This window comes from Luteimonas colneyensis (assembly GCF_014836665.1).
GTDB classification, from domain to species: Bacteria; Pseudomonadota; Gammaproteobacteria; order Xanthomonadales; family Xanthomonadaceae; genus Luteimonas; species Luteimonas colneyensis.
Window position 1 is genome coordinate 677164 of record NZ_JACSQJ010000001.1, and the last position, 18944, is coordinate 696107.

At 70.4% G+C, this 18944-nt stretch carries 14 protein-coding genes and 2 tRNA genes; 10 read left to right on the forward strand and 6 right to left on the reverse strand.

Annotated features, from left to right (window positions below; genetic code table 11):
- Window positions 1-9 precede the first annotated feature (9 nt).
- Window positions 10-1896, reverse strand: coding sequence for an SUMF1/EgtB/PvdO family nonheme iron enzyme (locus tag H9645_RS03065; protein ID WP_318240481.1), 1887 nt, complete (start codon window positions 1894-1896; stop codon window positions 10-12).
- Between the two features lie 89 nt (window positions 1897-1985).
- Here H9645_RS03065 and rnd point away from each other — a divergent pair, with 89 nt between their 5' ends.
- The 3 genes from rnd (at window position 1986) to H9645_RS03080 (ending at window position 5476) form a co-directional block, all read left to right on the forward strand.
- The gene (gene rnd, locus H9645_RS03070; protein ID WP_191728241.1) at window positions 1986-3104 is read left to right on the forward strand and encodes a ribonuclease D; all 1119 of its coding nucleotides are present in this window, start codon (window positions 1986-1988) and stop codon (window positions 3102-3104) included.
- 15 nt (window positions 3105-3119) lie between these two features.
- Window positions 3120-3195, forward strand: a tRNA-Ala gene (locus H9645_RS03075).
- 154 nt (window positions 3196-3349) lie between these two features.
- On the forward strand, window positions 3350-5476 hold the full coding sequence (locus H9645_RS03080) for a hypothetical protein (protein ID WP_191728242.1): 2127 nt from the start codon (window positions 3350-3352) through the stop codon (window positions 5474-5476).
- 461 nt (window positions 5477-5937) lie between these two features.
- On the opposite strand, the gene H9645_RS03085 is transcribed toward H9645_RS03080, so the two are convergent.
- Window positions 5938-6402: an HNH endonuclease gene (locus H9645_RS03085; protein WP_191728243.1), complete on the reverse strand. Its 465-nt coding sequence runs from the start codon at window positions 6400-6402 to the stop codon at window positions 5938-5940.
- Between the two features lie 283 nt (window positions 6403-6685).
- Here H9645_RS03085 and H9645_RS03090 point away from each other — a divergent pair, with 283 nt between their 5' ends.
- On the forward strand, window positions 6686-7678 hold the full coding sequence (locus H9645_RS03090; protein ID WP_191728244.1) for a DNA cytosine methyltransferase: 993 nt from the start codon (window positions 6686-6688) through the stop codon (window positions 7676-7678).
- Window positions 7679-7741: 63 nt separating this feature from the next.
- Here the strand turns inward: H9645_RS03090 and H9645_RS03095 are convergent, their stop codons facing one another.
- Entirely contained in the window at window positions 7742-7987 is a 246-nt protein-coding gene (locus H9645_RS03095; RefSeq protein ID WP_191728245.1) for a helix-turn-helix domain-containing protein, read from the reverse strand.
- A 76-nt stretch (window positions 7988-8063) separates the two neighbouring features.
- Here H9645_RS03095 and H9645_RS14385 point away from each other — a divergent pair, with 76 nt between their 5' ends.
- From H9645_RS14385 to H9645_RS03125, 6 genes are all read left to right on the forward strand, one after another.
- Window positions 8064-8288, forward strand: coding sequence for a helix-turn-helix transcriptional regulator (locus H9645_RS14385; RefSeq protein WP_225217995.1), 225 nt, complete (start codon window positions 8064-8066; stop codon window positions 8286-8288).
- 67 nt (window positions 8289-8355) lie between these two features.
- Window positions 8356-8432 (forward strand) — tRNA-Arg (locus tag H9645_RS03105).
- A 333-nt stretch (window positions 8433-8765) separates the two neighbouring features.
- Window positions 8766-10301, forward strand: a complete 1536-nt coding sequence (amaB, locus tag H9645_RS03110) for an L-piperidine-6-carboxylate dehydrogenase (protein ID WP_191728247.1) — start codon at window positions 8766-8768, stop codon at window positions 10299-10301.
- A 10-nt stretch (window positions 10302-10311) separates the two neighbouring features.
- The gene (locus H9645_RS03115) at window positions 10312-11370 is read left to right on the forward strand and encodes a quinone-dependent dihydroorotate dehydrogenase (RefSeq protein WP_191728248.1); all 1059 of its coding nucleotides are present in this window, start codon (window positions 10312-10314) and stop codon (window positions 11368-11370) included.
- The gene (gene murB / locus H9645_RS03120; RefSeq protein ID WP_318240482.1) at window positions 11367-12425 is read left to right on the forward strand and encodes a UDP-N-acetylmuramate dehydrogenase; all 1059 of its coding nucleotides are present in this window, start codon (window positions 11367-11369) and stop codon (window positions 12423-12425) included. Before H9645_RS03115 ends, murB begins: the two co-directional genes overlap by 4 nt.
- Before the next feature lie 41 nt (window positions 12426-12466).
- On the forward strand, window positions 12467-13336 hold the full coding sequence (locus H9645_RS03125) for a DMT family transporter (RefSeq protein ID WP_191728464.1): 870 nt from the start codon (window positions 12467-12469) through the stop codon (window positions 13334-13336).
- Between the two features lie 77 nt (window positions 13337-13413).
- Here the strand turns inward: H9645_RS03125 and H9645_RS03130 are convergent, their stop codons facing one another.
- The 3 genes from H9645_RS03130 to ispG all read right to left on the reverse strand — a co-directional run bounded on the left by H9645_RS03130 (window position 13414) and on the right by ispG (window position 18854).
- Complete coding sequence (locus H9645_RS03130; protein ID WP_191728250.1) at window positions 13414-16698, reverse strand: S8 family serine peptidase; 3285 nt, start codon at window positions 16696-16698, stop codon at window positions 13414-13416.
- A 184-nt stretch (window positions 16699-16882) separates the two neighbouring features.
- Window positions 16883-17488: a phosphatase PAP2 family protein gene (locus H9645_RS03135; RefSeq protein WP_425490188.1), complete on the reverse strand. Its 606-nt coding sequence runs from the start codon at window positions 17486-17488 to the stop codon at window positions 16883-16885.
- Window positions 17489-17561: 73 nt separating this feature from the next.
- Window positions 17562-18854, reverse strand: a complete 1293-nt coding sequence (gene ispG, locus H9645_RS03140; RefSeq protein WP_191728251.1) for a flavodoxin-dependent (E)-4-hydroxy-3-methylbut-2-enyl-diphosphate synthase — start codon at window positions 18852-18854, stop codon at window positions 17562-17564.
- Between the last annotated feature and the right edge of the window lie 90 nt (window positions 18855-18944).

Below are 18944 nucleotides of genomic sequence, written 5' to 3' on the forward strand. Positions count from 1 at the left end.
GTGTGTGCTTCAGATGTCCCGCGCGACCCGGAAGCCGACGCGCGCGTTGGTGTTGTCCACCGGCGACGGCGCCCGCCACGAGCTGCGCGTCTGCGGCGGCGAGCTCGCCCAGGCACCGCCCCGCACCACCTGCATCCGGCAGCCCGGGTTGACCCAGGCGGCGCCTGACGCCGGCGCGCGGCGATAGCTGTCGTGCCAGCAGTCGGCCACCCACTCGCTGACGTTGCCCTCAAGATCGTGCAGGCCGAATGCATTCGCCGTGAAGCCGCCGACCGGCGCCGGCCCCCAGTGGCCGTCGTCGTAGCCGTCGAAGGCATTGCTCCAGCCGCGCCCGCCGGGCGAACGGTCCTTGCCGCCGGTGAGGTTGCCGGTGCCCGCGGGCGGCGCCTCGTCGCCCCAGGGATAGCGGCCGCCGCCGCCGGCGCGCAGCGCGTACTCGAATTCGGCCTCGCTGGGCAGGCGGTAGCGCTCGCCGCTGACCTCGGCCAGCCAGTCGGCATAGGCCTGGGCGTCGCGGGCGCTGACGTGGACCACCGGCAGGTTGGCCGCGGCCGGGGCGCCGGCGAAGTCCGACCTCCAGTCCACGCCGCTGCGGCGGACGAAGTTGCCGCTGCGCTCGTCGTAGGCCATCGAGAAGCCGCGGCGCTCGGCGCGGCTGCGGTAGCCGGTGGCCTCGACGAAGCGGCGGAACTGGCCGACCGTGATCTCGTTGAGCGAGAGCGCGAAGCCGCGCTCGAAGCGCAGGTTGCGGCGCGGACGCTCGCTGTCCTCGGCGTCGCGGTCGTCGTCGAGCGCGCCCATGCTGAAGCCACCGTGCGGCACCACCACCATCCGCGGCCCGCGGCCGCCGGCGGCGCCGTCGGTGAAGCGCTGGCCGGGGCGGAAGCTGCCGTAGTGCACCGCAAGATCGATGCGCTCGCGCAGCTCGGCCACGGCCGGATTGCCGGGCTCCGCCAGCGCCAGCATGCGCGCCAGCAGGGTGCGGGCACGCTCGATGCCGTCGGGCTTCGACAGCGCGGCTACGCCGTCGTCGCGCAGCCGCTGGATCCAGCGCCGGCGCTCGGCATCGACGCGGGCGCGCGCATCCTCCACCGTGCCGACGTCCTCGCGCACCTTGCCGGCGTGGCCCAGCCAGGTCCCGGCGGCCTCGAAATCGCCCTCCGACGCGGCGTCCTCGGCGCGCCGGATCATCGCGCTCTCCACGGCCGCGAGGGTCTGCAGCGCGCGTGGCTGCTCCGCGTCGATCGCCAGCGCCTGGCGCACCCGGGCCAGGGCCCCGCCGCCCGCCTCGCCCAGGCGCCCCTCGCGCAGCTCGACCTCGGCGGCGCGGTTGATCTCGGCCATTTCCTCGGCGCGGTCGACGCCTGCGAGGTAGCCGTCGACCTCGTCTCCGCCCGGACGCAGGCTGCGCGCGACCGCCGCGACCTCGCGCGCACGCCTGAGCGCGGCATCGTCGTCGCCCGCCCGGGCCAGGGCCCGCCGGCCCTCGGCCAGGAGCGCGGTGAACGCGCGCTCCAGCCCTTCGCGCGCGGGCGCGCTGTCGGGCACGTGCGCGAGCACGGCCTGGTAGAGCGGGATCGCCGAGCCCGAACCCGCATCCAGGTCGCCCGCCTCGAGCGCGGCGCCTGCACGCTCGAGGGCGTCTTCCAGCGCGGCCTCCTCGTTGTCCAGCTCCACCTTCGGCGCGTGCCAGGTCAGGCTGTCGGCGAGGCGATCGTCGCCGCTGATGGTCACGCTGCCGTCGCCGCGCGCCTCCTCGGCGGCGGCCTCCGGGGTCTCGGCCCCGGGTCCGGCATCGCGCCCGCAGCCGGCAGCCAGCAGCAGCGCCAGCCCCGCGGCGGCACCCGCGCGGCGCGCCCGGGCGGTGGTCAGGTGGAGGAATCGGCAGTCGCTCACGGTGGCAGAGTACGGCAAGCCCTGCCCGCGCAGCCACATGGCCCCGCCACCGTTGCCCCTGGCCCGCGGCGGCCGGTACGCTGGCGCCGATGGAACCCGACTTCACCTGGGTGGCCGAACCCGCCGCCCTCCTCGCACGCTTCGACACCCCGCCCTCCCGCATCGGCCTGGACACCGAGTTCATCCGCGAACGCACCTGGTGGCCGCACCTGGCGCTGGTGCAGGTGGCGGTGCGCGACGAGATCCTGCTGGTGGACGCACAGGCCGCCGGCATGGCCGAGGCCCTGCGCGGCATCCTGGCCAACCCCGCCACCACCAAGGTGATGCACAGCGCCAGCGAGGACCTGATCGCCCTCCAGCATGCCTGCGGGGCGGTGCCGGAACCGCTGTTCGACACCCAGGTGGCGGCGGCGATCGCCGGCATCGCGGCCGGCGCCGGCTACCAGCGCCTGGTGGCCGACATCGCCGGCGTCACCCTGGGCAAGGGCGAGACCCGCTCGGACTGGTCGCGCCGCCCGCTGTCCGACGCCCAGCTCGCCTACGCCGCCGACGACGTGCGCCACCTGTTCGAGCTCCACGACGCCCTGTCCGCGAAGCTCGAGGCGCTCGGCCGCATGGACTGGCTGCGCGAGGACTGCGCGCGCATGATCGCCACCGCCCGCGACAGCGGGCTCGAGCGCTGGCCGCACCTGCCGATCCGCAGCGCCCAGCACTTCGACCGCGCCGCCCAGCTGCGCCTGCTGCGCCTGATGCGCTGGCGCGACGCCTGGGCCCGCGAACACGACCGCCCGCGCAGCTGGGTGCTCGACAACGAGCTCGCGACCACCCTCGCCCGCACCGCGCCGGCCGACCTGCCGGCGCTGAAGGCGGTGCTCGACCGCCACCCCAAGGCCCCGCGCAAGCTGGCCGCGGAGCTGCTCGACGCGCTCGCCACGCCCCTGCCGGACGAGGAGGAGGCACCACCGGTGCGGGTCGACGAACGCGACAAGCGCACCCTGCGCCGCCTGCAGGACGCCGCTGCCGCCGCCGGCGCGGCCCTCGGCCTGCCCGACGGGGTGCTGGCCTCGCGCCGCAGGCTCGAATCGCTGCAGGACGAGGGCGACTGGTCGGTGTTCGGCACCTGGCGCCGCGCGCAGCTGGAGCCGGTGCTCGCGCCGCTGCTGTCGGCCACCACGGGGGAATTGCCGAGCGGCGATGCGGGCGTATAGAATGCGATCCCCTGTGGGGCCATAGCTCAGCTGGGAGAGCGCGTCGTTCGCAATGACGAGGTCGGGAGTTCGATCCTCCCTGGCTCCACCACCCACGAAGTCGCATGAAGGGCTGGACGGTCACCGTTCCAGCCCTTCGTCGTTGAGGGCGAAGCGACACGACGCAGCCGCCTAGGGTTCGCCCGTATACCGGCCGCCACCACGACACGGCTACGGTCATGCTTCCCCCGTGACCGTGCTGCCCCATGACCCAGATCTACGGCGTCGACTCCCAGCTCTACCATCGCCTGCCGCCCGACGACCAGGCCTCCATCCGCAACAGCTGGGAGCAGCGCCAGGACGACGCGCCCGCGGCGCCCGCCCCGCAGCAGCCGGCCGCCGAGCCCGCGCCCCTGGCCACCCCCGCGGTGGCCCCCGCCTCCGCCAGCACCCCGCAGGAGGCCGTGGCGGCCATCCACGACATGTCGCTGCCCGACCACTCGGATCTCGCCAGGCCGCCGCTGCGCAACCTGCCGCCCGACGACCTGCAGTCGATCCGCGAGTCGCGCAACACCAGCTTCAACGAACAGCGCGCCGAAGCCGCGCAGGCCGCCCTGGACCGCTTCGAGCCGCAGCGCAGCGACTACGACGCCCTGCCGCCGGCAACCGCCAACTTCGAATACGAACAGGCCCGCCAGCACCACGCCTCCAGCCCCTACGTGCAGGAGCTGCAGCGCATCGTCGACGAGGCCGCGGAATCACCCGCGACGATCCCGGGCTACCTCACCGCCAGCGGCTCCAACGCCGACACCAACGCCATCCCGCTGCCGCAGGCGCGCGGCGCGCTGTCGCTGCTGGGCATCGACCTGCCCGCGGACGCGACGCCGGAGCAGATCGCGGCCGGCTACGAGCTGCTCGGCACCGTGCCCGACGACATCCTCGGCCCCCTGCTCAACCCGGGATTCAGCGTGGGCTACTCCGGCCAGGCCGGTGGCGTCGGCACGACCAGCTGGCTGCCGGTGCGCGGCGAGGCCCAGGTCACCGTGGAGGGCGAGGTCGAGCTGTCGGAGGTGCGCACGGGCGTGGGCTTCGAACAGACCCAGCGCCTGGAGGCCAGCGTCGAGATCCGCGGCGAGGTCGGCGTCGACCTCGGCAGGACCCCGCTGCAGAAGCTGTACAAGTGGGCCGACCGGCTGAACGCGCTGCCCGACTCCGTGCGCTCGCTGGCCGACGGCTCGCCGGTGCTGCGCCAGGTGATGAAGGGCCTGCCGGTCTCGGGCTCCTACCACGAATTCGCGGGGATGCGCCTGGACTACGAGGCCATCGTGACCCCGCAGCAGGGCGCCCAGCTCGGCGAGGGCAACCTCGACGGCCTGCCCAACCCCCTCGACCCCCTGTCCATGCCGACCGGCAGCTCCGTGCTGATGCGCGGCCAGTCGCTGCAGGGCTCGGCCTTCGAGGCCAACTGGAAGGCCTTCACCATCGGCAGCGAGCACACCGAACTGTCCGGCCTGGGCTTCAGCGTCACCCGCCAGGAGGGCTCGATCGTGCAGGTGGCCGCGGGGCCGGTGGAGACGGTCGAGAACGACCTCTTCCTGGGCATCGGCCGCCAGGGCGTGGCCGCGGTCGGCATCGGCAGCGAATCGAGCTACGAAAGCCGCGAGATGGACGTCGCCCGCATCGACCTCTCGACCGCCGAGGGCCAGGCCGCCTACCAGCAGTTCCTGGCCACCGGCAAGATCCCGGAGTGGTCGCCGCCGGGCGTGCCGCAGTCGGGCACCACCCAGGTCTTCGACGCCGAACACGCCAGCTTCGCCGGCATCGAGCTCGGCGGGCTGAAGGTCGCCATCGACGGCGACAGCCAGTACACCGTCACCGACACGCGCTGGGACGATGGCAGCATCGACCGCCAGGTGACCTACACCAACTCCGGCGGCCTGACGACCGATGTCCGCTACCAGGTCGGCGCCGACGGCACGCCCGACTACGACAACGCGCAGTGGACGGTGGTCCGCGCCGACCTCCATCCGGCCTTGGCCTCCTACGCCGAGGCCGCCTTCGACGGCGCGCCCAGCAACCGCAGCATCGACGGCAACCAGCACGTCCAGATGAGCTTCACCACCGACGACCTGATGGCGATCCGCGACCAGGCGCGCGTTTCGGTGGCCGGGCACCAGGGGCAGGAGAAGCTGGACAACCTCGACGCCGGTATCGAGACCCCGTGGTGGGCGAAAACTCAGGAGCGCCTGGCGGTGGCGAAGACGCCGGAAGAGGTGTTCGCGATCCTCGCCGACGACCGCCACGGCGGCACGGTGATCGAGGACATGATGCCCCTGGCCTGGGATTCCGGCGGGCCCTTCCCCGGCCAGCTCCGGATGCAGCCCGCCGGCTGAGCCGCCTGCGCCCCACTCCGTCTCTCCAGACGGCCGCCCGCGCTGTGACATCGCGCTCGCGGCCGTTCTTTTGCCCGCGTCCGGGGGCCGTGCGAGAATTGCCGGCTGTTGCCCCCGTAGCTCAGCTGGATAGAGCGTCCCCCTCCTAAGGGGAAGGTCAGGACTGACTTATCAACTCTTTTTCGTTGATAATCAATCACTTAGGGAGATATGTCAGTCGTGACTTACCAATCGGGGTCTGTATGGGGTTTGAGGTCTATCAGTGCTGACTTACTTCACGACACCTTAGACGTCGACTGAAGTCGCCCTGCTGTCATCCTTCCGCATGCGGGAACGGCCGATGCTTCCTGTAGATCGCTTCAACAGTCAAGTCTCAGCCAGCGAGACGGCTTAGGGGGAAGCTTTGCGAAGGCCTCCTAGCTTGAGCCGTCCACGTGGATGCAACCTTCGCTTGGTCTCAACTATCGAAAGTAGTCGCGCAGGATCTTGTTGACGAGTTCGCTCTGGTTCAGCCCTTGCTTGACCGCAGCGCGGCGGACCTGTTCCCGGTTATCGTCTTGGATAACGATCGGCTTGTACTCCTCGGGGAATGCCCAGAAGCAGACGTTGCAATTCATCCCGCACCCTTGGCAGGCGGAGCTTTTTGCGTTGTTGCATTGCTCACAAAGTGGCTGCCAGTTGTGATCGTCGTTTGTCCCGTTTCTGGAGCGCGGAACGCGATGGTCGGGCGACAACTTGACAGCAGGCTCCTGCTGTCCGCAATGGGCGCACTTGTACCCTACGCCAGCCTTGATTTGCTCCCACAACTTGGCGGCCGGCTTAGCACGCGGCTCCCGCTTCTGACTCACGTCCAACGATATGAGCTGGTACTTCGTCCCTTCCTTGATGATGCAGGTGAGCCCTTCCTCCCCCTGAAGCTCCCGCATGCGTCTGAAGGGGTCTCGGTAGGCCTCCTTCCCACGCTCGATCCGAGCGGCGTCAATGAGTGCGCGGATCTCCTGCTCACTAACCTGAGGGCCGGGGATACCATGACCTGACGGCCAGAGTCGGTGAAGTATGAGGGCATAGATCTCCCTGAGGGCCTGGCCCGGGGCGACGAAGCCGTTTACAGTGTCCGACAACCACTTTTGCCTCGCCGCCTCGTCAGGGACAGGCGTCAGCCGAGGCGGAACCAAGAGACCTTTACTAGCGCGAGACTTACTGACCACGATGTTCCAATCAGTTGACATTGGTAGCGCCAGTCTACCGGAACGGCCACCAACCCCTTCCGAGGCTAATCAGCTTCGGTTCGCATCGTTCTTCGCGGGCATCGGTGGATTCGATCTCGGCTTCCAGCGAGCCGGAATGACTCCCGTTTTTCACTGCGAAATTGACCCCCATTGCCAGCTTGTCCTCAGGCGGCATTGGCCAGAGGTACCCCTACATGGCGACATCACCACGCTCCAAGCAGAAGACATCCCCCAAGCCGAAGTCTGGGCAGGCGGCTGGCCGTGCCAGGATCTCAGCCACGCCAACACCGATCGTAAAGGCCTCAAAGGCAAGCGAAGCGGGCTCTTTCACGACTTTGTTGAGCTTGCTTCAGAAGCACGGCCTCGATGGCTTGTCCTGGAAAATGTCGTCGGGCTCCTCAGCGCCGAAGGGGGCGAGGCGCTTGAGGCAGTTACCGACGAGCTCGAAGAAGTCGGGTATTTGGGGGGGTGGTTCGCGTGCAACACTCTCGATGCGGGTCTGCCCCACCATCGAGAACGAGTGTTCATTGTCGCAAGTTATCGATCAGAATCCGCCTATAAGTTCCTTTCTAACTGCCGCGAACGCTACCGGGATTCTCCGCCGGGAGGAGCGAAACGGGAGAAGTCTGGATCCGATCTTCGAGGAGGGACTGCAGAGCACGATCCGCTTCTGGTGCAACGTCGGGGAGGCTTTGGGTATACCAAAGCAAGAGATTTTAGCCCCACGATTCGCGCTCAAACTGGAGGACATCAGGGCGGCCATAGCGACAGACCGATTCTCTGTCGCCAGGAACTTGACGTGGGACGAGTGCGAACAACTGATGGGCTTCCCCGAAGGATGGACGGCCGTAGAGGGAGACTCATTGGCAATGCCGTCGCCCCCCCCATCGCAGAGTGGATCGCACGCGGCATCATCGCGGTCGAAGAAGGCCACGAAGAGCAGGTGAAAGGGCAACAAGTGAAAACCGGGTAGCGCGCAAAGCGGAGGGGCAGCTTAGGCTGCCCCACTGCTCTCTAAAGTCGTGGCCCTATGCCGCTAGGAAGCATCTGAGCCTTCAAGAACCTTTAAAAGGGCGCCCCCGTCGACTCGAAGGTGACGACATACAAGGACGTAATCCAGAACGTCCAGCCGACGCTCGCCTAGTTCGTACTTTGAGACAAATGACTGCGTACGACCGAGAGCGCGAGCAAGCTCAACCTGAGTCAGCCCACGAGATTCACGGGCCGAGATCAACTCCTTCCTGAGGAGCGCATATCCGGCCGCCTTCACTCCGCTACGCATCTAGCCAGCCTAGTGGCTGGCACCGAATAACCCATTTTGGACTATTCTTAAGGCCCGCTCAGTGAAGAGGTGCCTTATGCGAGCCCGAAAGACCGCCAGTCTTCCCCCCACCCGCCTCCTCCCAGCAGACGCCGAGCTCCTGACTACCCGTGAGGCAGCAGCCCTCACGAAGATGAGCATGGCCTGGTTTGAGCGCCACCGCTGGGAGCGTACGGGACCGTCATACATCAGGCGCGGAAGATCGGTGAGGTACGTCAAGGCCGAGCTGCTTGAGTGGTGGGCAGAAGGCAGAGAGCGCTAGCGCACGCAGCCACTCTGCAGATCTGAACAATGACCGCGCGGGCCTTGTCTGCAATAATTGTGCACTAGGCCCCGTAGCTCAACTGGATAGAGCGCACCCCTCCTAAGGGTGAGGCTACAGGTTCAAGTCCTGTCGGGGCCGCCAACCGATCAGCTGCTGGGGTCGGAGCGAATTCGTACTCGGCTCAGGTCGCGCGCAATCGTTCCATCCAGAGGTGCCGTACGCGCGCCTTATGCGCCTAACAGCCCAATCAGCGATCTGACCTTTACTGCATAAAAGAAACCGACACAACAGTCAACTTAACAGACGTTCCCGGCTAGTTAGAAGAAGTACGACGAACTTAGAAGAAGATACTTCGTATACATATAACTATATGAAGCTCCTAAGGGGAAGGTCGTGCGTTCGAATCGCGCCGGGGGCGCCACCACCCAGCGGGGCGCGCAGCGCCCCCCCCCCCCCGCCCCCGGGGCCCACCCCATGACCCACCCCGTCCTCACCGCCCTCGGCCTGTCCGGCAGCGAATCCGGCACCTACCTCGGCAATGGCGAGTGGGCGTCGACCCGCGACGCCGGCGTGCTGGAGCCGGTCAACCCGACCGACGGCGAGGTGCTGGGCCAGGTGCATGCCGCCTCCGAGGCCGACTACGAGCTGATCGTCGAGCGCGCCCAGCGCGCCTTCAAGTCCTGGCGCACCACCCCGGCGCCGCTGCGCGGCGAGGCCATCCGCCTGTGCGCCAACGCGCTGCGCGCGAACAAGGACATGCTCGGCTCGCTGGTCGCGCTGGAAATGGGCAAGTCGAAGCCGGAAGGCGACGGCGAGGTGCAGGAGATGATCGACATCGGCGACTTCGCCGTGGGCCTGTCGCGCCAGCTCTACGGCCTGACCATGCACTCCGAGCGCCCCGGCCACCGCATGTACGAGCAGTGGCACCCGCTGGGCATCGTCGGGATCATCTCGGCGTTCAACTTCCCGGTCGCGGTCTGGGCCTGGAATTCGTTCATCGCGGCCGTCTGCGGCGACATCTCGATCTGGAAGCCCTCGGGCAAGACCCCGCTGTCGGCGATCGCGTCGATGCGCGTCTGCAACGAGGCGCTGCGCGAGGGCGGCTTCCCCGACCTCTTCTTCCTGTTCAACGACACCGACAACGCGCTGGCCGAGCGCATGGTCGACGACAGGCGCGTGGCGATGATCAGCTTCACCGGCTCGACGAAGGTCGGCCGCCAGGTCGGCGAGCGCGTCGCGCGCCGCATGGGCCGCTCGCTGCTCGAGCTCGGCGGCAACAACGCCATGATCGTGGACGAGACCGCGGACCTGAAGCTGGCGATCCCGGCGATCGTGTTCGGCGCCGTCGGCACCGCCGGCCAGCGCTGCACCACCACCCGCCGCGTCTTCATCCACGAGTCGATCTACGACGACGTGCTCGGCAAGCTCAAGACCGCCTACGGCCAGGTCGAGAAGAAGATCGGCGACCCGACCGACGCCGCCAACCTGATGGGCCCGCTCAACAGCCAGGCGGCGGTCGACGCCTACCTGGCCGCGATCGAGAAGGCCAAGGCCAGCGGCGGCACCGTCGAGACGGGCGGCCGCGCGCTCACCGACCGCAAGGGCTTCTTCGTGCTGCCGACCATCGTCACCGGCCTGGCCAACGACGCCGACGTGGTGCAGACCGAGACCTTCGCGCCGATCCTCTACGTGATGAAGTACTCGGAGCTCGAGGACGCGATCGACATGCAGAACGACGTGCCGCAGGGCCTGTCGTCGGCGATCTTCACCACCAACCTCAAGCGCGCCGAGGCCTTCCTGTCGGCGGCGGGTTCGGACTGCGGCATCGCCAACGTCAACATCGGCACCTCGGGCGCCGAGATCGGCGGCGCCTTCGGCGGCGAGAAGGAGACCGGCGGCGGCCGCGAGTCGGGTTCGGACGCGTGGCGCGCCTACATGCGCCGCCAGACCAACACCATCAACTACTCCGACGCGCTGCCGCTGGCCCAGGGCATCAAGTTCGACCTCTGAGGACACCCCCATGTACGGGTTGGCGCGGCCCTTCCTGTTCGCCCTCGACGCCGAGCGCGCGCACGGACTGGGCCTGTCCTCGCTCGAGGCGCTGCACCGCCTGCGGCTGCAGCGCCTGCTCGGGGGCGCGCCGCGCCCGTTCCCGGTCAAGGCCCTCGGCCTGACCTTCCCCAACCCGGTCGGCCTGGCGGCCGGGCTGGACAAGAACGGCGAACACATCGACGCGCTGCTGGGGCTCGGCTTCGGCTTCGTCGAGGTCGGGACGGTCACGCCGCGCGCGCAGCCGGGCAACCAGAAGCCGCGCATGTTCCGCCTGCCGGAGCACCGCGCGGTCATCAACCGCCTGGGCTTCAACAACGATGGCGTCGACGCGCTGGTGCGCAACGTCGCGCGCGCGCAGCGCCGCGGCGACGGCGTGCTCGGCATCAACATCGGCAAGAACAAGGACACGCCCAACGAGTCGGCGCACACCGACTACCTGCACTGCCTCGAGCGGGTCTACCCGCTGGCCGACTACGTCACCGTCAACATCTCCTCGCCCAACACCGCCGGCCTGCGCGAACTGCAGGAGGAGCAGGCGCTGCGCCGCCTGGTGGGCGAACTGCGCGAGGGCCAGGAGCGCCTGGCCGCGCGCCACGGCCGCCGCGTGCCGGTGCTGGTCAAGGTCGCGCCCGACCTCAGCGACGAGGACATCGACGCCGCCGCGCGCGTGCTGGGCGACCTCGGCGTGGACGGCGTGATCGCCACCAACACCACCGTGTCGCGCATCGCGGTGCAGGAGCACCCGCACGCGCACGAGACCGGCGGCCTGTCCGGCGAGCCGCTGATGAACAAGTCCACCGCGGTGCTGCGGATGCTGCGCACGCGGCTGCCGGAGACGATCCCGCTGGTGGGCGCGGGCGGCATCCTGTCGGGCGCGGACGCAGCCAAGAAGACCGCGGCCGGGGCCTCGCTGGTGCAGCTCTACACCGGCCTGGTGTATCGCGGACCGGCCCTCATCGGCGAATGCGTGGAGGCGATCCGCCGCCGCAAGGAAGCCCCCAGCCGCGGCAACCTGCCCAACCTGTGAGCATCGCCGCTTCCGAAGCCGGGTCCGCCCCACGCTGGACCCGCGACGCCGACCTGACCGCGCGCACCAGCTTCCGGGTGCCGGCGCGGGCCGCCTGGCTGGTCGAAGTGTCCGACGCGGGCAGCCTGCCCGCCGTGCTCGAGGATCCCCGGATCGCCGGGGCCGAACTGCTCGTGTTCGGCGGCGGCAGCAACCTGCTGTTCGCCGCGCCGCTCGACGGCGTTGCGCTGGCCCTGACGGGCGACGCCGTGGAGGTCGTGGGCGACGACGGCGACCACGTGGTGGTGCGCGCCGGGACCGGACACGGCTGGCATGGCTTCGTGCAGCACACGCTGTCGCTGGGCCTGTCCGGACTGGAGAACCTGTCGCTGATCCCCGGCACCGTAGGCGCCGCGCCGATCCAGAACATCGGTGCCTACGGCGTCGAAATCGACCAGCGCGTGCATGCCGTCGAGGCCTGGGACCGCGACGCCGGACGCCCGGTGCGGCTGGCCGCGGACGACTGCGGCTTCGCCTACCGCGACAGCCGCTTCAAGCGCGAGAGCGGGCGCTGGGTGGTCACGGCGGTGGAGTTCGCGCTGTCGCGCACGCCGCGGCTGCAGCTCGGCTATGCGGGCATCGGCGCTGAACTCGCGACGATGGGCGTCGTGGAGCCCACGCCGGCGCTGGTCTCCGAAGCCGTCTGCCGGATCCGCCGGAGCAAGCTGCCCGACCCGGCCGTGCTCGGCAACGCCGGCAGCTTCTTCAAGAACCCGATCGTGCCGGAAGACCATGCCGCGGCCCTGCTCGACGCGCACCCCGGCATGCCCTCGTTCGCGGCGGGCCCGGGCTGGCGCAAGCTGTCCGCCGGCTGGCTGATCGACGCGGCGGGATGGAAGGGCCATCGCGATGGCGATGCCGGCGTCGCGCCCGGGCACGCGCTGGTGCTGGTGAACCACGGCCAGGCCAGCGGCGCGGAGCTGCTGGCGCTGGCGCGACGGATCGCGGGCTCGGTACAGGCACGCTTCGGCGTGGCCCTGGAGCCCGAGCCGCGCATCGTCGGCGCCAGCTGGTGAACCCCGCCGCCTCCAGCCCGCAGGCCCGCGCCGCGCTGCTGATGCTGGGCAGCACCGGCTTCTTCGCCGCGATGGCGGTGACCATCCGCCTGGCGTCCGAGGCACTGTCGACCTACGAGGTGGCATTCTTCCGCAACCTCTTCGGCCTGCTGTTCCTGCTGCCGTTCCTGTTCCGCGGCCGCCGGGAGCTGCCGCGCACCAGGCAGCTGCCGCGCTACCTGGTGCGGTGCGCGATCGGCGTCGCCTCGATGCTGTGCGGGTTCTGGGCGCTTGGCCACCTGCCGATGGCGCAGGCGGTGGCGCTGTCCTACGCCACGCCGCTGTTCGCGACCGTGGCCGCGGTGTTCATCCTCGGCGAGACCGTGCGCCTGCGGCGCTGGTCGGCGGTGGTCATCGGGCTGGTCGGGGTGCTGGTGATCGTCCGTCCCGGCAGCACCGAGTTCAGCCTCGGCACCCTGGTCGCCCTGTCCGGCGCCCTGCTCGCGGCGCTGGTGGCGATCCAGATCAAGCAGCTTTCGCGCGTCGACGCCGCCGACACCATCGTCTTCTACACCTACGTGTTCTGGGTGCCGATCTCGCTGGTGCCGGCGCTGTTCGCCTGGCAGTGGCCGCAGGGCAGCCAGTGGCTCTGGCTGCTCCTGCTCGGCGCCTTCGGCACCGGCGGGCAGCTGCTGTGGACGCGGGCCCTGAAGATCGGCGAGGTTTCGGCGCTGCAGCCGATCAGCTTCGTCCAGCTGCCGCTGGTGGCGCTGGCGGCGTGGCTGCTGTTCGGCGAGGCGCCCACGCGCTGGACCCTGGCAGGCGCCGGCATCATCCTCGCCGCCAACATCTACATCGCGCATCGCGAGGTGCAGCTGGCGCGGCGTGCGGCGACCACCGCGCCCGCCGAGGCGGCCAAGCCGGCGGAATGAGTCCGGCCGTACCCCCGCAATGACGAAGGGCCCGGTTTCCCGGGCCCTTCGCTTGCATCACCGCAGGCTTGCGCCGGTCACGGCGTGACGGTCAGCGCCACGCGCGTGGCCTTCAGCGGCGCCACCGGATCGTTGCTCGCCACGCAGGCGTAGCCCGAGTAGCTGCCCGCCGCCAGGCCATTGGCCAGCAGCTGGGCCACCAGCGGCTGGGTGTCGCCCGGCTGCAGCGCGCCCGACGACGGCGCGATCGCACCGAGCCAGCTCGCGCCGCACGGCACTTCGCCGTCGACCTGCAAATCCAGGCTGTTGAACGACGTGTTCGCGACCCACGCGCCGGTGCCGTTGGTGGCGATGTTGATGCCGGCGAAACCACCCTGCCCGTCCGCGCTGCCGAACCACGCCCAGCGATTGGCGAAGGTGCCGGTGGTGTTGATCACCACCCAGTAGCGACCGGGCGGAAGGGTGACCACCTGCCCCGCGGCATCCAGGTCGATGCTGATGCGACCGCCGGCCAGGGTCACGCCAGCGCCGTTGGGCGCGCTGGCGTGGCTCCAGGCCGCCGCGGCGGCGTTGGTCAGCGGGTCGCCGGCGGGGAGGCCGGCGGCATCCGGATAGATGCTCCACTGCAGCGACTGGGCGGCCGTGGCCAGCGCCGCGCCGCTGACCACGAAGCCTTCGGCCGAGATCGCGGTGAGGCGCGTGGTGGAATCCACCACGAAGTCGTCGCCGGAGAACTGGGCCAGCAGGCCGGCCGTCGCCGGGTCCGTGTAACGGGTCGCGCGGAAGCCGCTGCCGACCGCACCGCGCCAGCGCTCCGCCAGGCGGCTGATCGCATCACCCGTGTTGTCGATCGACCAGTTGAGCACCGAGCCGCCGGTATTGCCGAGCGGGATGCTGACCGAGCCCTGGCCGCCCGCGGCGACGCTGGCCGCGGTGACCGGCGGCAGGCTCGCGACCGGCGGCTGCACCGCGATGCCGACCGGCAGGTTGAGCACCGGATCGGCCTTGCCGCCACGCAGGCCGCTGGCCTTGAGCTGCAGGTTGCCGAAGCTCCAGCTGCCGTCGTTGGGCAGGCTGGTGCTGTCGATGGTCACGTGGAAGGTCACCGTGCCGTTGGCCGGAACGCGCGCCACCATCGGTGCCACCTTGCCGCGGATGCCGCCGAGGCTGGCCGTCCAGGTCTGCACGCGGCCGTCCACGTTGCGGAAGGTCCGGGTGAAGGTGCAGCTGGTCTCGCAGTTGCGGTTGGCCAGGGTGGGCAGGTTCAGCGTCGACGGATCGCCGCCGTCCGCCGGGTCGGCCGCCAGGTAGTTCTCGGCGGACTCGTCGAGCACGAGGCCCGCGCGCACGGCCTGGTCGACGCGGATCCGGCCCGAACCCCGCGCGAACGGATTCGCCGGGGTCACCTCGTCCTCGAGGAAGACCTGGCTGGTCGCCGTCATCGCGAGCGCCGACTTGACCTCGGACACGGTCCAGTCGGGACGCGCCTGGCGCACCAGCAGCGCGGCGCCGGCCTGGTGTGGCGACGCCATGGAGGTGCCGTTCATCAGACCGACGGCGTTCTCGAAGCCGGTGATCGTGGGTCCGGCGATGGCGGCGAGGATCGCGTAGCCGGGCGCGGTGACGTCGGGCTTGATCAGGCTGAAGCTGCCTGCGGGCCCGCGCGAGCTGAAGTCCGCCAGCGCATCGGGCGTGTTCGGCACCGGCGTGGCCGGGAAGCCGATCGCCGCGGTGGCCGTCGGGTTCACCTGCTGGAAGTCGCGCAGCGCGTTGCCGATCGCCTGGGTCACGCCGAACGCCGGCACCGTGGTGTCGGGCACCGAGGGGATCAGCGGATCGGCGACGTTGTTCGCGATCACGACGGCGACGGCACCGGCGGCGCCCGCGCTGTTCACCTTGATCGTGAAACTGCAGCTGCCGCGGCGCACGACCGCGATCGCACCGCTGAAACTGCCGGCGGGATAGCCGGCGCAGCCGTCGTCCACGGCATCGATGGTCGGGCTGACGCGCAGCGGCGTGTTCGCCGGGTACGGCTGGGTGTGGCCGACGCCGTTCGCGCCCGTGGTGAGCTCGATGGCGGTGAGCGGCTCCGGCACGGTGCCCGGTCCGGTGACCTGCATCAGGAAGGAGAACCCTTCGCGGCCGTGCTGGGACGCGGCCGTGGACGACACCCACGGCTCGAGGTGGCCGAGGGTATTGGCCGCCGGACCGCTGTTGCCGGCCGAGCTGGCGACGAACACGCCGGCCTCGACGACGTCGAGGAAGGCCAGCGATACCGCCTCGCTCCACGGCTGCGAGCCGCCGCCGATCGAGTAGTTGATGACGTCGGCCACGCCGTCGGCGACGACCTGGTTCACCGCCGCGACCGCGGACACGTTCGGGCACAGGCCCTGGCCGGTGGAGATGTTGGTGTAGCAGATGTCGAACGCGATCACGCCCGCGCGCGGCGCCACGCCGGAGATGTCCGCCTGCGCGCCGCTGATGCCGACGGTGCGCCGGTTGCCGGCGACGGTGGAGGCCACGTGCGTGCCGTGCGAGTTGGTGTCGCCGAAGCCGGGCTCCTCGCGGAAGCCGGGGTTGGCGCAGGTATTGCCCGGCGCCTCGCAGACGAAGTCGTAGCCGCCGATGAGCTTGTCGTTGCAGCGGCCCTCGTCGACGCCGCCAGGCGCGCAGGTGCCGAGGTAGGTGCCGGCGCCGAGCGGATTGACGTGCGTGTAGCCGTCGACGGGATCCACCGCGGAGAACGAGGGGCTGCCGAAGTTGATGCCCGAATCCAGGATCGCGGCCACCATGCCCTCGCCCTGGTACTCGCTGCCCGCCGCGGCGCCCGACCAGACCGCCGGCGCGCCGATCAGGGCCGGACCGGTGTCGGTGTCGGCCGCGTACTCGCGGTAGCCCTCGACCAGGCGCACATCGCGCATGCGGGCGATCTTCGCGGCTTCGGACGGCGCCAGCGCCACCACGATGCCGTTGACCGCATGCTGCATCCGGTGCGAGACCTGAAGGCCGCGGCCGAGGCTGCGGCTGATGTCGGATTCGCGCGCGGCCTGGCGGCTGCGCAGGTAGTCGACATAGGCGCCGGCCGAACGGCTGGACACGTCGATGCGCCCGCCGGCGTGGCGCGCCGGCGCGGCGAGCCCGCGCACGCCGCCGCGGTAGGCGGCCAGCGACGGCTCGGCGAACAGCACGATATGCGGCTCGAGCGCTTCCTTCGGCGCCTTCGCGGCGGCGATCGAGACGGGAACGGGCGCTGGCTGCGCTGCGGCCGTCGCCGCGCTCCTCGACTTCACTCCCACCACGGTCGCGCCTGCGGCCGACACGACGACGGCGGCAGCCACCGCCTTCGCCAAGCTGGACTTCATGATCACGGGTTCTCTCCCCCTCGGATGGATGACGTGCATCCGGTCCCGGCAACCGCCGTGGCGGCGTGCCGGCCCCTGTGCCGGACGCGCAGCGCCTTGTGTCGCTGCGCGTCGGAGCATCTCCCGAAAGAAGGGGCGCCACAAGTGCTGCCGCCGTCACACCTTGCCGCCGGCCGGCGACGGATCAGCCGGCGCCGTTCCCACGACGAAACGCGAGCCGGCAGGCCACCGTCCAGGCGGTGGCGAGCGCCCAGCCGGCGAGCACGTCCGAGGGGTAGTGCACGCCGAGGTGCACGCGGGACCAGCCCACGCCGGCCACGAAGACCGCCAGGCCCACGGCCAGGGGCCGACGCAGCGGCGTCCGCCAGGCCAGCAGCACCAGCACCCAGGCCAGGGTCATCGAGCCCATGGCGTGGCCACTCGGGAAGCTGAAGGTGTGCTCGGGCGCGATCGACGTCCACAGCTCCGGACGCGCGCGCGCGAAAAGCTGCTTGGCCGCCATGTTCAGCAGGCCGGAGCCGCCAAGGGCGACGGCCGAGAACAGTCCCGCGCGCCAGCGCCGCCGCAGCAGGAGCAGCGCCACCAGCGCGATGTCCACCGGCACCACGCCCCACTCATGGCCAAAGCGCGACAGCAGCAGCCAGGCCGGATCCATGGCACCACCCACGCCGCGCTGCGCGATGCCGGCCAGCGTCAGGTCGAAGCCGGGCGGTCCCGCCGCCACCATCGCGGCCAGGACGGCGAACGCGGCCAGCGGCAGCAGCACGCCCGCGACCAGCCAGGGCAGCACCGGAGGGTCGCCCGGCGGCGCGCCATGCCCGCCGCCGCGCGCTGCGGCCGACGGGCGCGGCGTAACCGGATCCTCAGTCGGCACGCACCGCCGCGCCGTAGCGGCGGTCGACGTAGGCATCGACCAGGGCCACGAACTCGTGGGCGATGTTCTCCCCGCGCAGCGTCATCGCCTTTTCGCCGTCGATGAACACCGGCGCGGTCGGCGCCTCGCCGGTGCCGGGCAGCGAGATGCCGATGTCGGCATGGCGCGACTCGCCCGGACCATTCACCACGCAGCCCATCACCGCCAGCGTCATGTGCTCGGCGCCGGGCCGGGTGATCTTCCACTCGGGCATCTTCGCGCGCACGTGCTCCTGCACCACCTTGGCCAGCTCCTGGAAGAACTCGCTGGTGGTGCGGCCGCAGCCCGGGCAGGCGGTGACCATCGGCGTGAACGCGCGCAGGCCCATGGTCTGCAGCAGCTCCTGCGCCACCACGACTTCCTGGGTGCGCGGCGCGCCGGGCTCGGGCGTGAGCGAGATGCGGATGGTGTCGCCGATGCCCTCCTGCATCAGCACCGCCAGCGCCGCGCTGGACGCGACGATGCCCTTGCTGCCGATGCCGGCCTCGGTGAGCCCCAGGTGCAGGGCGAAGTCGCTGCGCGCGGCCAGGTCGCGGTACACGGCGATCAGCTCCTGCACGCCGCTGACCTTGGCCGAGAGGATGATCCGCTCGCGTGCCAGGCCGAGTTCGACCGCGCGCTCGGCGGAATCGATCGCGGACCGGATCAGCGCCTCGCGCAGCACCCGGCCGGCGTCCCAGGGCTCGGCGCGCTTCGCGTTCTCGTCCATCAGCGCGGCCGCCAGCGACTGGTCGAGCGATCCCCAGTTGGCGCCGATGCGCACGGGCTTGCCGTACTGCATCGCGAACTCGATCAGCTGCGCGAACTGCAGGTCCTTCTTCCTGCCGAAGCCGACGTTGCCGGGATTGATGCGGTACTTCGCCAGCGCCTGGGCGCAGGCCGGCTCGCCGGCCAGCAGCTGGTGCCCGTTGTAGTGGAAGTCGCCGATGATCGGCACCTCCACGCCCATCATCGCCAGCTTCTCGACGATGCGCGGCACCGCGGCGGCGGACTCGGGATTGTTGACCGTGATCCGCACCAGCTCGGAGCCGGCGCGCCAGAGCGCGGCGATCTGCTTCACGGTGCCGTCGACGTCGGCGGTGTCGGTATTGGTCATCGACTGCACGACCACCGGCGCCTCGCCGCCGACGGCGATCTTTCCGACCATCACCTGGCGGGTCGCGCGCCGCGGCGCCGGGCCGAAGGCCCATTCCTCCAGGCTCTGGAGGGTGCCGGCGTGGGTGGTCTCGGGGATGGCGTTCATCCGACCATTTTAGTCCGCGCGGGGTGGCATTGCGGTGGCAGCCGGGCCTGCGGGTTCATGTTCGTGGTCGGAAGGGACTGTTTGACCCTT